Origin of the sequence: Proluteimonas luteida (genome assembly GCF_021191695.1) — a bacterium.
Taxonomy (GTDB): Bacteria; Pseudomonadota; Gammaproteobacteria; order Xanthomonadales; family Xanthomonadaceae; genus Luteimonas; species Luteimonas luteida.
The window spans coordinates 52,054-66,876 of record NZ_JAIWPT010000013.1 but is presented as its reverse complement, the minus strand read 5'-3'; the positions used below and the strand labels follow the sequence as shown (position 1 = coordinate 66,876).

The window sequence follows — 14,823 nt, the reverse complement described above, 5'->3', positions numbered from 1 at the left end:
CGCAATACCTGAGGGAGGGAACATCGCCATGCACATCACCACGTCCGGCAACGGCACGTCCGGCAACGGCACCGACGTACGCGCCCGCTGGCGCGCGGGCCACGGCCCGATCGTCCACCGGGCCGACACCGTCGAGCGCATCGACGCGCTGCTCGCGCGGCTGCTGGCCGACGGCCGCCTCGCCGCTGCCGACGACGCCTACGCGCTGCTGGCCGCCGCCGACCGCCTGACCTGCACCGCGATGAACGTGGTCGCGCACATGACCTATGCACGGCGCATCGACCTGTCCGGCGCGCCGCTGGCGGCCGCGGACTTCAAGCCCACGCCCGAAGGCCACACCGGCGGCGCGCTGAACATGGTGCAGGCCTTCGTCGGCTACCTGCTGGCCAACGCCCTGACCGGCGATACCCGCGGCTGGCTGATGGGGCAGGGCCACTGCGCCGCCGCGATCGAGGCGGTCAACGCGCTGACCGGCGACGTGTCGCCGGCGCAGCGTGGCCGTTACGACCGCAGCGAGTCCGGGCTGTCGCGGCTGATCGGCGACTTCTATTCCTACGCCATCGACGCCGCCGGCCATCCCGCGGTGCCGGTCGGCAGCCACGCCGGGCCCAACACCGCCGGCGCGATCTCCGAAGGCGGCTACCTCGGCTTCGCCGGCCTGCAGTACGTGCACATGCCGCTGCCGGGCGAGAGCCTGGTCGCGTTCCTCAGCGACGGCGCGTTCGAGGAACAGCGCGGCTCGGACTGGGCGCCGCGCTGGTGGCGCGCCGAGGACAGCGGCTTCGCGATCCCGGTGATGATCCTCAACGGCCGCCGCATCGAGCAGCGCACCCAGATCGTGCAGGAGGGTGGCGCGCCGTGGCTGGCCGAGGACGTGCGCCACAACGGCTTCGACCCGCTGACCGTCGACGGCCGCGACCCGGCGGCGATCGCCTGGGCCATCGTCACCGCCGAGGATGCGCTGCGCGCCTTCGCCGAAGACCCGGACCGGCGCTATCCCGCGCGGCTGCCGTACGTGATCGCCGAGACCGAGAAGGGCTTCGGCTTTCCCGGCGCCGGCACCAACGCCGCGCACAACCTGCCGCTGGGTGGCAACCCGTCGGTGGACGCGGCCGCGCGCGAGGCCTTCAACGCCAGCGCACGCGCGCTGTTCGTGCCGCAGGCGGAACTCGACGCCGCACTGTCGGCCTTCGACGTGCACGCGCGCCAGCAGCGCGTGCGCGAGAGCGAAAATCCGATCGCGCACCGCCATCCCGATACGCCGCAGCTGCCGCCACCGGCGTGGGAGCCGGTCGGCGGCCAGGGCAGCGCGATGACCACGCTCGACCGCTGGTTCGTCGCGCTGGTGCAGGCCAACCCGGACCTGCGCGTGCGCGTCGGCAATCCCGACGAGCTGGCCAGCAACAAGATGGGCGGCACGCTGGCGCTGCTGGAGCACCGGGTCAACGAACCCGAGCCCGGCGTGCCGGAGGCGCTGCTCGGCGACGTCATCACCGCGCTCAACGAGGAAGCCGTCGCCGGCGCCGCGCTCGGCAACAAGGGCGGGCTGAACCTGGTCGTCAGCTACGAGGCGTTCGCGGTGAAGATGCTCGGCATGCTGCGCCAGGAGATCATCTTCGCCCGTCGCCAGCGCGAGATCGGCCAGCCCGCCGGCTGGCTGCCGGTGCCGCTGATCGTGACCTCGCACACCTGGGAGAACAGCAAGAACGAACAGTCGCACCAGGATCCGACGATCGGCGAGGCGCTGCTGGGCGAGATGTCCGACACCGCGCGCGTGCTGTTCCCGGTCGACGGCAACACCGCGGTCGCGGCGCTGCGCGACGTGTATGCCGGGCGCGGGCAACTGGCCTGCGTGGTGGTGTCCAAGCGCGACGTCGCGCACCGCTTCGATGCCGACGCCGCGCTGGCGCTGGTCCGCGACGGCGCCGCGCGCGTGGCCGGCGATCCGGCGACCGCGGCGGTGCAGTTCGTCGCCATCGGTGCCTACCAGCTGGAGGAGGCACTGAAGGCGCATGCGCATCTCGCGCGCGCCGGGTTCGCGTCGTGCGTCAGCGTGATCCTGGAGCCCGGACGCCTGCGCATCCCGCGCGACGCCATCGAGGCCGCATTCGTCGCCGACGAGGCGACCGTGCAGGCACTGTTCCCGCCCGGGCTGCCGCGCGTGCTGCTCGCCCACACCCGGCCCGAGCCGATGCTCGGCGTGCTGCGCCGGCTCGACGACGGCCCGGCGGCGACCCGCGCGCTGGGCTACATCAGCCGCGGCGGCACCCTCGACGTGCCCGGCATGCTGTTCGCCAACCGCTGCACCTGGGCGCATGCGGTCGATGCCGCGGCGGCCGTCGCCGGCTGGCCGCGCGGCGAGGTGCTCGACGCCGCCCGCCTGCGCGCGGTCGACGGCGCGGGTTCGCCGGCCGATTTGCTGGATGCCGGTGTCGGGGCGTGATCTTCCCTTGCGGGAAGCAGGACACCCGTCGTCCCCGCGCAGGCGGGGACCCGGTGCCTTTCGTCCGGATCGCGTGCAAGTCCCTCGGTCCCCGCCTGCGCGGGGACGACTTCCTCCGGTTTCCGGATGACGCGGGACCGGGGGTCTCCAGCCTGTCCGGGCGCCGCGTCCCGGCCGACCGCGCACCCGCACACGACATGAAGGAAGCCACCACCCGATGCCATCACTGACGTTCCTCGGCGCCGCCGGCACCGTCACCGGCTCCAAGCACCTGCTGACCCATGGCGACACCCGCATCCTCGTCGACTGCGGCCTGTTCCAGGGCCTGAAGAACCTGCGCGAGCTGAACTGGCAGCGCCTTCCGGTCGAGCCGCGCGACATCGACGTGGTGGTGCTGACCCATGCCCATCTCGACCACTGCGGCTACCTGCCGCGACTGCTGCTCGACGGCTTCAGCGGCCGCATCCTCGCCACCCCGGCCACGCGCGACGTCGCCAGCCTGATCCTGCTCGACAGCGCATGGATCCAGGAGAAGGACGCCGAGTTCGCCAACCGCAAGGGCTTCTCGAAACACACGCCCGCGCTGCCGCTGTACCGGGTCGCCGATGCCGAGCGCACGCTCGAGCGCTTCCGGGCGATGCCGCTGCACCATCCGGTCGACCTGCCCGGCGACGCGCGGCTGGTGCTGCGCCGCGCCGGCCACATCCTCGGCGCGGCGACCGCGCAGATCGACATCGGCGGCCGGCGCGTGGTGTTCTCCGGCGATCTCGGCCGTTACGACGATGCGGTGATGCACGACCCGGAACCGGTGCCCGAGGCCGACTACGTCGTCATCGAATCGACCTACGGCAATCGCCGCCACGTGCCGGCCGATCCGGTCGCCGCGCTGGGCGAGGTCATCGAGCGCACCGTGCGGCGCGGCGGCACGGTGGTGATCCCGGCCTTCGCCGTCGGCCGCGCGCAGGCGTTGATCCACGACCTGTGGCTGCTGCGCCGGCGCGGCGGCCTGCGCAACGTGCCCGTGTACCTGGACAGTCCCATGGCGACCAGCGCCAACGGCCTGCTGCACCGCTACCCGGACGAGCACAGGCTGGCCGAGGCCGACTACCGGGCCGCCTGCGACGCGGTCAGCTATGTCCGCGACGTCGAGGAGTCGAAGCTGCTGTCGGCCAATCCGTATCCCAAGGTCATCATCTCGGCCAGCGGCATGGCCACCGGCGGGCGCGTGCTGCACCACATCGCGGCCTTCGCGCCCGACCACCGCAACACCCTGCTGTTCTCCGGCTTCCAGGCCGCCGGCACGCGCGGGCGCAAGCTGCTCGACGGCGCGCGCGAGACGAAGATCTACGGCCAGTGGGTACCGGTCAACGCGGAACTGGCCGAGCTGCCGATGCTGTCCGCGCACGCCGACAGCGACGAGCTGATGCGCTGGCTGTCGGGCTTCCGGCGCCGGCCGCAGCGGGTGTTCATCGTCCACGGCGAGCCCGACGCGGCCGAAGCGCTGCGCGAGCGCATCGGCCACGCGCTCGGCTGGGATGCGACGGTGCCGCGCCAGGGCCAGGCATTCGCGCTGTGAGCACGGTCGACATCACCCGGCCGCTGCCCGCGCTGCGCGCCACGCGCATGCATCTGCACGCCCAGCACCAGGCCATCGCGGTCATGCACGCGGACTGCCACGTCTGCCATGCGGAGGGGCTCGCCTCGCGCTCGCAGGTGCTGGTGACCGCCGGCGACCGCCAGGTGCAGGCGCTGCTGTACCAGACCGACAGCCCGGCGTTCGGCCTGGACCAGGTGAGCCTGTCGGAGTCGGCATGGCGGGCCCTGGGCATCCGCGAGGGCGACACCGTGGAGGTGCGCCATCCGCCGGTGCTCGAATCGCTGTCCAGCGTCCGCCGCCGGGTGTACGGGCAGCGGCTGGACGCAAGCGACATGGCCGCCATCGTCCGCGACGTGGTCGATGGCCGCTACACCGACGTGCAGCTGGCGGCGTTCCTGACCGCGACCGCGAGCCTGCCGCTGGACGCGGAGGAAACCATCGCCCTGACCCGCGCGATGGTCGACGCCGGCGAACGCCTGCGCTGGCCGTCGCCGGTCGTGGTCGACAAGCATTGCGTCGGCGGCCTGCCCGGCAACCGCACCACCCCGATCGTCGTTGCCATCGCCGCCGCCTGCGGGCTGGTCATGCCCAAGACCTCGTCGCGCGCGATCACCTCGCCGGCGGGCACCGCCGACACCATGGAAACGCTGGCGCCGGTCGATCTCGACCTCGGCACGCTGCGCCGCGTGGTCGACGCCGAAGGCGGCTGCCTGGCCTGGGGCGGGGCGATGCACCTGAGCCCGGCCGACGACATCTTCGTGCGCATCGAGCGCGAGCTCGACATCGACACCGAGGGCCAGCTGATCGCCTCGGTGCTGTCGAAGAAGATCGCCGCCGGCGCCACCCACGTGCTGGTCGACATCCCGGTCGGGCCGACCGCGAAGATCCGCAGCGCCGAGGCCGCCGACCAGCTCGCCGCGCGGCTGGCGTCGACGGCCGCGCAGTTCGGCCTGCAGCTGCGCTGCGTGCAGACCGACGGCAACCAGCCGGTCGGGCGCGGCATCGGTCCGGCGCTGGAGGCCCGCGACGTGCTGGCGGTGCTGCGCAACGTCGCCGATGCGCCGCAGGACCTGCGCCGGCGCGCGGCCGCGCTGGCCGGCGAGGTGCTGGAGATGGCCGGCGCGGCCGCGGCCGGCGACGGCCTGGCGCTGGCGTTGCGCACGCTCGACGACGGCCGCGCCTGGCAGAAGTTCCAGCGCATCTGCCAGGCCCAGGGCGGGCTGCGCGAACCGCCGCGCGCCGCGTGCGTGGAACCGCTGCTGGCCGCGCACGCCGGTCGCGTGGTGCACATCGACAACCGCAAGCTCTCGCGCATCGCCAAGCTTGCCGGCGCCCCGGAAAGCCCGGCCGCCGGCCTGTCCCTGGACGTGCGCCTGGGCGACGAGGTCGCGCGCGGGCAGACGCTGCTGTCGCTGCATGCGCAGTCCCCGGGCGAACTGGCCTATGCGCTCGCCTACGCCCACGAAGCCGGCGACATCGTCCATATCGAGGCGTGACGGGCCGGCGCGTCCAGCGCCTCCCGTCGCCCGCGCTGAGACCGGAGTTGGGCATCATGTCGCGATGCCCGACGCCGCATCCGACTTCCGCCTCTACCATTCCAATGCGCTGGAAGTACTGGCCGGCCTGCTGGCGACCGAGCTGCGCCAGGCCGCGCCCGGCCAGTCGCTGCTGACGCCCGACACCGTGCTGATCCCGCAGGTGGCGATGCGCCGCTGGCTGCAGGCGACGCTGGCCGCGCGCCATGGCGTCGCCGCGAACCTGGAGTTCCTGACCCCGGGCGAATTCGTCGCCCGCGCGCTGGACGCCAATCTCGGCCCGGCGGCCGACGACCTCGACGCCGCCGGCCTGCACTGGCGGCTGTATGCCGCGCTGACCGATCCGGCGCTGCTGGCGCAGCCGGCGATGGCGCAGTTGGCCGGTTATCTTTCCGGCGGCGATGCGCTCAAGCCGTGGTCGCTGGCCGGCGAGCTGGCCGCGGTGTTCGAGAAGTACCAGGCCTGGCGCCGCGACTGGCTGCTGCGCTGGGAGGCCGGCGCCGACGCCGCCGATCCGCAGGCGATCCTGTGGCGCCGGATCGCCGCCGGCCGCCAGTACCGCGCGCGCCGCATCCACGACTACCTGGCCCGGTTCGAGGGTGCCGGCAAGCCGTTGCCGCAGGGGCTGCCGAGCCGCCTGTTCGCCTTCGCCACGCTCAACGTCTCGCCCGACGTGCTGCGGGTCGTCGCCACCCAGGCGCGCGGGGGCACGCTGCATTTCTACATGCCCACGCCGACCCGCGCGTACTGGGGCGACCTGCAGACGCTGGCCCGGCGGCTGCGTGGCGGCGACGCCGATCCGTTCGCACCGGACGACGGTGCCGGCGCCGGCGAGAACCGCCTGCTGCAGGCCTGGGGCGCGGCCGGCAGGGACTTCGTCGCGCTGCTCGGCAGCTACGAGGTCGTGCATCCGTCCGGCGAGATCGCTGCCTACGCCGATCCCGGCGAAGGCACCGGCCCGACGCTCGACGCCGGCGGCCTGTCCGACAGCCTGCTGCACCGCCTGCAGCGCGACCTGTTCCATCGCCGCGCGCAGCCGCCGCAGCGCCTGCCGAAGGTGCGCCGCGACGACCCCAGCCTGCAGGTCCACGCCTGCCACACCCGCCTGCGCGAACTGCAGGTGCTGCACGACCAGTTGCGCGGTCTGCTGGAGCCCGATTCCCCGGAAGGCCGTCGCTTCGATCCGCCGCTGCAACCGCGCGAGATCGCGGTGCTGGCGCCGGACATCGATCCCTACGTGCCGTATCTGGAAGCCGTGTTCGGCGGCCGCGGCGAAGGCGCCGAACACATTCCCTACGCGCTGGCCGACACCAGCCCGCTGGCCGGCGAGCCGCTGGCCGAGGTGTTCGTGCACCTGCTGGGCCTGCCGGTGTCGCGCTTCGGTCTTGGCGAGATCCTCGACCTGCTGGCCAGCGCGCCGGTCGCCGCCGCGGCCGGGCTCGACGCGGCCGCGTTCGACCGCCTGCACGGCTGGTTGCTGGCCGCCGGCGCGCGCTGGGGCCTGGACGCCGCACACCGCCAGGCGCACGAGGCGCCGGCCGACGACGCCTACACCTGGCAGTTCGCGCTCGACCGCCTGCTGCTCGGCCACGCCAGCGGCAGCGACGAGGACATCGTCGCCGGTGCCGGCGCGCGCGTCGCGCCGTGGCCGGAACTCGAGGGCAGCGCGCTCGACGCGCTCGATGCGCTGATCCGGCTGCTACGCGTGCTGGCCCGGCACCAGCAGACCCTGGCCGAAGCGCTGACGCCCGGGCAGTGGCGCGAACGCCTGCTCGGCCTGCTGGATGCGCTGCTGCCGGGCGCGCCGGCGGACGCCGCGGGCGGGCGCGCGCTCGACCGCCTGCGCCGGCTGATCGAGGATTTCGCGCGGCAGGCCGGGCACGCCGGTTTCGACGCGCCGGTGCCGGCCGAGCTCGTGCGCGCGCATTTCGCCGCCATCCTGGCCGAGGCCGACACGCGCGCGCCGCTGCTGACCGGCGGGGTCAGCTTCGGCCGCATGGTGCCGATGCGGCTGCTGCCGTTCCGGGTGATCTGCGTGCTCGGGCTCAACGACGGCGACTTCCCGCGGCGCGACCCCGCCGCCGGGTTGAGCCGGCTGACCGCCGAACTCGGCACCGACCGGCGCCGCCGCGGCGACCGCTCGCTGCGCGAGGACGACCGCTTCCTGTTCCTGCAGCTGTTCGCCGCCGCGCAGGACGTGTTCTACGTCAGTTACCTCGGCGCCGACCCGCGCGACGGCAGCGTGCGCGAACCCTCGGCGTTGGTCAGCGAACTGCTCGACGCCGCCGCCGACCAGCACGCCGACCCCGCCGCCGCGGCGAAGGCGCTGGTCGTGCGCCATCCGCTGCAGCCGTTCGCGCCGGCCGCGTTCGGCGGCGACGACGAGCCGCGGCGTTTCAGCTATCGCCGCCAGTGGCATCCGGCGGCGGGATCGCTCGGCGGCGCGCGGCAGCGGCTGGCGCCGTGGTTCGAGGCGCCGCTGCCGCCGCCGGAGATCGAAAGCGAGCTGCCACTGGATGCGCTGCGCCGGTTCTTGGTCGACCCGGCCGGCCAGTTCCTCGCCCAGCGCCTGGGCCTGCGCCTGCCCGGCGACATCGCGGCCGCCGGCGACATCGAACCGCTGGTCATATCCGCGCACGGACTCGACCGGGCGCAGCTGCAGGCGGCGGTCGTCGACGCGATCCTCGGCGCCGACGGACAGACCGACGACGGGCACGCGCTTGACGGGGTGGCCCTCGCCGCGCACCTGCGCGCCCGCGCGCTGCTGCCGTCGGGCGCGCTTGGCCAGCGCCAGTTCCAGGACCTGCTCGATGCCACGCGGCCCTACGCCGACGCGTATGCGCAGTGGCGGGGCGGCGACGCCGCGCAGTCGCGGCGCCATGAAGTCGACATCGACGGCGTGCGCCTGCACGGCCGCATCGAAGGCGTGCACGCGCACGGTATCGCGCGTCTGCGCACCGGCCCGCCCAACGGCGCGGCGGCGATCCGCAACGGTCTCGACTGGCTGCTGGCCAACGCCGCCGGCGATGCGTTGCCGCTGGTCCAGTTCCACGACACCGAGACCGGTATCGGACCGCACGTCCAGCCGGCGATCGAACCGGCACAGGCACGGGCCGCGCTGCGCCTGCTGCTGGCGCTGCGCCGCGCCGGCCTCGCGGCGCCGCTGCTGTTCGCACCGCGCACCGGCTGGGCGATCCACACCGCCGATCCGGAGAAACGGCACGCGGCCGCGCAGGCCGCGTGGTACCCGAACGCGTTCAGCGGCTGGGGCGAGAGCCTGCTCGAACCGGTCCAGCTGGCGCTGCGCGGACGCGACCCGCTGGCCGATCCCGTCGCCTTCGCCCGCTTCGTCGACAACAGCCTGCGCATTTTCACCGCGCTGCAGCGCGGTGAGGTGCTGCCCGGGTCCGTGGGCGACGAGGCCGCCGCATGAGCGCCACCGTCGACCCCGCCATCGACCCCGTGGCCGACCCCTACCTGACGCTGCCGCTCGACGGCGTGCGCCTGATCGAGGCCAGCGCCGGCACCGGCAAGACCTTCACCCTGGCGACGCTGTTCACCCGGCTGGTGGTCGAGCGCGGCCTGCGCATCGGCCAGATCCTCGCGGTGACCTTCACCGACGCCGCGACCCAGGAGCTGCGCCGGCGCATCCGCGAACGCCTGGACCTGGCCGCGCGGCTGGTCGGCAGTGCGGCGTCGGCGGACGACAGCGCCGAAGCCGTGCTGACCCATCGCGTGCTCGAGCGGCATCTGGCGTCCGGCAGCGAGACGCCCGCGCAGCTCGCGCGCCGTCTGCGCAGCGCCGCCGAGGAAATCGACCTCGCCGCGATCTTCACCATCCACGGCTTCTGCAGCCGCGTGCTGGCCGAGCACGCGCTTGACAGCGGCCAGTCCTTCGACGCGCCCGAGCTGCTGGCCAACCTGCGCGAACTGCACGAGGAGCTCGCCGCCGACCTGTGGCGTATGCAGGGCAGCGACGACGCGTCGCTGGACGCGTTGACGGGGTTGTGGCGCACGCCCGACGCACTGGCGGCCGACCTGCACGCGCTGGCCGGCGATCTGCCGCTGCTGCCGCCGCCGGCAGCGGACACCGGCGCCGACCCCCGGCCCGCGCGCGATGCCGCGGCGACGCGGTTGCTGCAGGCCATCGACGCCGACATCGCCGAGGCGCAGGCGCAGGTCGCCAGCGCGTTCGAGCGCAAGGTCTTCGATGGCCGCCGCGCCAAGCGCCCGAGCTTCGACAAGGCCTTCGACGAACTGCTGGCCGGCCGCGCGGCAGCGCATTGGCCGCGTACCGCGAAGACCCATCTGCAGAAGCTGCTGCCCGAGCACCTGCCTGGTTTCTGCAAGGACGGCCAGCAGGACCGGGCGCCGTGCTCGCCGCTGTTCGACGCGCTGCAGGTCTGGTGCGCCGCCGACGACGCAGTCGACGCCTGGCGCGCGCAGCAGCGCATCGCATTGCTGCACCGGCTGCGCGGCATCGCCCGCACGCGCCTGGCCGCGCGCAAGCGGCAGCGCCGCGTGCAGACCTACGATGACCTGATCGCCGGCGTCGCCGACGCACTCGACGGTCCGCACCGGCAGTCGCTGGTCGCCCAGCTGCGCGCGCAGTACCGCATCGCGCTGGTCGACGAGTTCCAGGACACCGACGCGCGCCAGTGGACGATCTTCCAGCGCGTGTTCGGCAACGCCGCCGACGCCGGCGAGGTCGGACAGGTGCCGGAAACGCCGGCGCTGTTCCTGATCGGCGATCCCAAGCAGGCGATCTACGGGTTCCGCGGCGGCGACGTGCACACCTACCTGCAGGCGCGGGCCCGGGCCGAGGTCGCGCCGCCGCTGGATCGCAACTTCCGCTCGCGCCCCGGCGTGCTGCGTGCGATCGAGGCCCTGTACGCCAACGCCGGCGACGACGCCTTCGTCGAACACGGCATCCGCTTCGCGCCGGTGCATCCGGGCACGCGCCGCCGCGATGCCGACTACCTGCAACGCGGCGCGCCGGCACCGGCGCTGACCCTGCGCCTGCTGCGCAGCGAAGACGGCCGGCCGCTCAGCGCCGACGCCTCGCGCGCCGCCGCGACCGCCGCCTGCGTCGCCGACATCCATCGCGTGCTGTCCGACGCGCGCGCCGGCGAGGCGACGATCGGCGGCAGGCCGGTGCAGCCGGGCGACATCGCCGTGCTGGTGCGCACCCACCGGGAGGCCACGCGGATCCAGCAGGCGCTGTCGGCGGCCGGCATTCCCGCGGTCGCGGCCGGCAGGCAGAGCCTGTATGCGACCACCGAGGCGCACGAGCTGCGCCTGCTGCTGCTGGCCCTGCTGCAGCCTGCCGACGAAGGCCGCCTGCGCGCCGCGCTGGCGACGGTGCTGCTCGGCGGCGACGCCGCCGCGATCGCCGCGCTGGACGGCGACGGCGTGCGCCAGCGCTTCTGGCAGGACCGGTTGCTGCACTGGCGCGAGCGCTGGCAGCGCGGCGGCCCGTTCGCGCTGGTGTCCGACCTGTGCGCCGGCGAGGCCGAGCGCCTGCTCGCGTTGCTGGACGGCGAGCGCCGGCTGACCAACTACCTGCAGCTGGGCGAACTGCTGCAGGAGGCGGCCGCGCGCACGCTCGGGCTGCACGGCCTGCTCGACTGGCTGCAGCTGCAGATCGCCCATGCCGATGCCGGCGACGAGGCGCAGCTGCTGCGGCTGGAATCGGACGCGCGCCGCGTGCAGGTCGTCACCCTGCACAAGAGCAAGGGCCTCGAATATCCGTTGGTCCATCTGCCGTTCGTCGGCATCGGCACGCACCCGCCCACGACCGCGCACCATCACGCCGTGCACGACGGCACGCGGCGCGCGCTGCACTGGAAGATCCAGGGCGACGCGGCCTGGCAGGACGCCGGCCAGCGCGCCGCCGCCGAGCGCGAGGCCGAGGACGCGCGCCTGCTGTACGTCGGCCTGACCCGCGCCGAGCACGCGCTGTGGATCGCCGCCGGCGACCTCAGGGACTTCGCCGCCACGCGCCTGCGACCGCTGCTGTCGGACCTCGACGCACTGCGGGCGCACGCCGACATCCGCATCGTCGACGGCCCGGTCGAACCGGCGCCGCCCCGCCTTGCCCCCGAACGCGAGGCCGCGGTGGCGCCGGTGCGCAGGTTGCAGCGGCAGATCGCCAGCGACTGGTGGGTCTACAGCTTCACCCAGCTCGCCAGCGCCGACGGCGGCCACGAGATCGCCGCCGCCGCGACCGAGGCCGATGGCGGTGCCGACGACGAACCCGCGGCGCCCGCGCCCGACACCATCGACACCGATGGCGACGCGCGCGAGGCCGACGCATTCGATCCCCGTTTCGCCGGCAGCCGCTTCGGCAACGTGCTGCACGGCGCGATGGAGCATGCCGGTTTCGCCGCCTGGGCCGGCTGGCGGGAAGGCGACCCGGCACCGGCCGGCGAGGACGCCACGCTGCGCGAGGCGCTGCGCAACGAGGGCTACGCGCAGGGCGATCTCGACGACGGTGTCGCCCTGCTGACCTCGCTGGTCGGCCGCACGCTCACCACCGCGCTGCCCGAGGGCGGTGCCCTGCATGCGCTGCCCGCGCACGACCGCCGCGCCGAGATCGAGTTCCATTTCGCGATGCAGCCGACTGCCGTACCGGCGCTGCTCGACCTGCTGCATGCCCACGGCATCGTCCGCGACCGCCGCGGCTTCGGCCTGCGCCGGCGCCTCGAAGGCCTGATGACCGGCAAGATCGACCTGACCTATGTGCAGGCCGGGCGCTGGTACGTGCTGGACTACAAGTCCAACCGCCTGCCGCGCTACGACGCGGCCGCGCTGGCCGAGGCGATGGCGCACAGCGAGTACGACCTGCAGTCGCTGATCTACACCGTCGCCCTGCATCGCTGGCTGCGTTTCCGCCTCGGCGACGGCTACGACTACGACCGCGACTTCGGCGGCATCCGCTACCTGTTCTGCCGCGGCCTCGACCCCGCCCGCACCCCGTCGCCCGGCCTGTACGCACACCGCTTCGCACCGGAACTCGTGCATGCGGTCGATGCGTTGTTCTCGGGCAATACGCCCTCTGCGGACGAGCCCCTCTCCCGTGAGCGGGAGAGGGGTTGGGGTGAGGGCAGTGCGCCCGCGCGGGGAGCCCAGCCATGAGCGCCACCCTGCTCCACACCCTCACCCAGACCGGCGCCCTGCGCACGATCGACCACGCCCTGGCCCAGAGCCTGCGCCGCCTCGACCCGGACACCCCCGACCTCGTCCTCGCCGCCGCCGCGCTTGCCTCGCTGGCCGTCTCCAGGGGCCATGCCGGCTTCCTGCCCGCGCAGCCGCAGCTGCTGCTCGATGCCGACATCGACTGGCCGCCGCCCGAAGACTGGCACGCGCAGCTGCAGGCATCGCCCTGGGTCGCCACCCCCGACGACCCCGCGCAGCCGGCGGACGCGCAAACCCCGCTGGTCCTCGAAGGCCCGGCGGACGGGCAGGGCCTGCTGTACCTGCGCCGCTACCGCGAATACGAACACCGCCTCGCCCTCGGCCTGCAGCGCATCGGCGCGCACACGCCCGACGCCGCCGGCCTCGCCACGCTGGCCCCCTTGTTCGGAACCCTGTTCCCTGCCGTTTCTCTCCCGCTTGCGGAAGGGGGCGCCTCAGGCGCGGGTGAGGGCACCTTGCACCAGGACCGCCAGGCCCAGGCCGCCGCACTCGCCCTGCGCCATCACCTGCTGCTGGTCACCGGCAGCCCCGGCACCGGCAAGACCACCACCATCACCCGCCTGCTGGTGCTGCTCGCCGCGCAGGCGCGGCAGGCCGGCAGGCCCGCGCCGCGCATCGCGCTGGCCGCACCCACCGGCCGCGCCGCCGAGCGCATGGCCGAGAGCGTGCGCAACGCCCTCCAGGCACTGGCCGCCGCCGACGTCGATCCCGCGCTGCTCGCCCAGCTGCCGACCACCGGCACCACGCTGCACCGCCTGCTCGGCACCATCCCCGACAGCCCGCGCTTCCGCCACCACGCCGACAACCCGCTGCCGCTGGACATCGTCGTCGTCGACGAAGCCTCGATGATCGACCTGCCGCTGATGGCCAAGCTGGTCGACGCCGTCGCCGACGGCGCCCGCCTCGTGCTGCTGGGCGACCCGGACCAGCTGCCCTCGGTCGAAGCCGGCGACGTGCTCAGCGGCATCCTCCGCGCTGCCGGCGACGGCAGCCGCATCGCCGATGACGATGCCGCCGCGCTGCACCTCCTGCTCGGCAACGTTCCCGTCGATGCCATCGCCGCTCCCGCATCGACCGACAACCACGCCTCCGTGCGCACAGCGGATGCAGACACCTCTCCCGTTGACGGGAGAGGTCGCGCCGCAGGCGCGGGTGAGGGCGCGCTTCGCGCAGACCATCTGCCCCGACAATCCAGCGCCTTCCCCGGCCGCCGCATCCACCTGCAACGCGGCTATCGCCAGCACGATGCCCTGCAGCTCGCCCCGCTTGCCGAGGCCGTGCGCGAAGGCGACGCCAGCCATGCACTCGCGCTGCTGCGCGGCGGCACGCTGTCCAACGTCCACTTCCACGAGAACCTCGCCGATCCCCTGCAGGCCCACCGTGCGCATTTCCTCGCCCACTGGCGCGCCCTCGCCGATGCCGCCAACCCCGCCGCCGCGCTCGCACTCGCCAACCGCCTACGCATCCTCACCGCGTTGCGCGAAGGCCCGCAGGGCGCGCGCGGCCTCAACGCCCGCATCGGGGACCTGCTGACCGACAGCGGCACCGGCGCCGCAGCGAACCGCTATTTCCACGGCCGCCTGCTGCTGGTCACCGAGAACAGCTACCGCCACCGCCTGTTCAACGGCGACATCGGCATCTGCTTCGCCGACGACAGCGGCGCCGTCATGGCCTGGTTCCCCGGCGACGATCCCGCCGCGCCGCGCCCGTTCCATCCCGCCGCACTGCCCGCGCACGAAAGCGCCTTCGCCATGACCGTGCACAAGGCCCAGGGCTCGGAGTTCGACGAGGTCTGGCTGGTCCTGCCCGCCCGCCCCAACCGGGTCCTGTCGCGCGAGCTGGTCTACACCGGCATCACCCGCGCGCGCAGTGCGCTGCATCTCGCCTGCAGCGAGGACGTCCTGCGCGATGCGCTCGGCCGCCATGCCGGCCGCTGGTCGGGACTGGGCTGGCGCCTGGGCGCCCGGCCAGGTGAAGCACCGCGGGCATCAACCGATACCGGCGATCCGCCGCAGCCGCCCGCGCAAGGCACGCTGTTCTGAGCGGCTAGG

At 73.9% G+C, this 14,823-nt stretch carries 6 protein-coding genes; all 6 read left to right on the top strand.

Translation table 11 applies throughout. From position 1 onward, the window contains the following. The first annotated feature begins 28 nt into the window (after positions 1-28). Entirely contained in the window at positions 29-2,443 is a 2,415-nt protein-coding gene (locus LDO26_RS12525; protein ID WP_232131432.1) for a phosphoketolase family protein, read from the top strand. 217 nt (positions 2,444-2,660) lie between these two features. Then, the gene (locus LDO26_RS12520) at positions 2,661-4,019 is read left to right on the top strand and encodes an MBL fold metallo-hydrolase RNA specificity domain-containing protein (protein WP_232131431.1); all 1,359 of its coding nucleotides are present in this window, start codon (positions 2,661-2,663) and stop codon (positions 4,017-4,019) included. After that, positions 4,016-5,536, top strand: a complete 1,521-nt coding sequence (locus LDO26_RS12515; protein ID WP_232131430.1) for a thymidine phosphorylase family protein — start codon at positions 4,016-4,018, stop codon at positions 5,534-5,536. Before LDO26_RS12520 ends, LDO26_RS12515 begins: the two co-directional genes overlap by 4 nt. Before the next feature lie 64 nt (positions 5,537-5,600). Further along, entirely contained in the window at positions 5,601-9,008 is a 3,408-nt protein-coding gene (gene recC / locus LDO26_RS12510; RefSeq protein ID WP_232131429.1) for an exodeoxyribonuclease V subunit gamma, read from the top strand. Further along, positions 9,005-12,712, top strand: coding sequence for an exodeoxyribonuclease V subunit beta (gene recB, locus LDO26_RS12505; RefSeq protein WP_232131428.1), 3,708 nt, complete (start codon positions 9,005-9,007; stop codon positions 12,710-12,712). The genes recC and recB overlap by 4 nt, the downstream gene beginning before the upstream one ends. Next, a complete protein-coding gene (locus LDO26_RS12500; RefSeq protein WP_232131427.1) occupies positions 12,709-14,814 on the top strand; it encodes an AAA family ATPase in 2,106 nt (701 codons plus the stop codon). Before recB ends, LDO26_RS12500 begins: the two co-directional genes overlap by 4 nt. Positions 14,815-14,823: the final 9 nt, after the last annotated feature.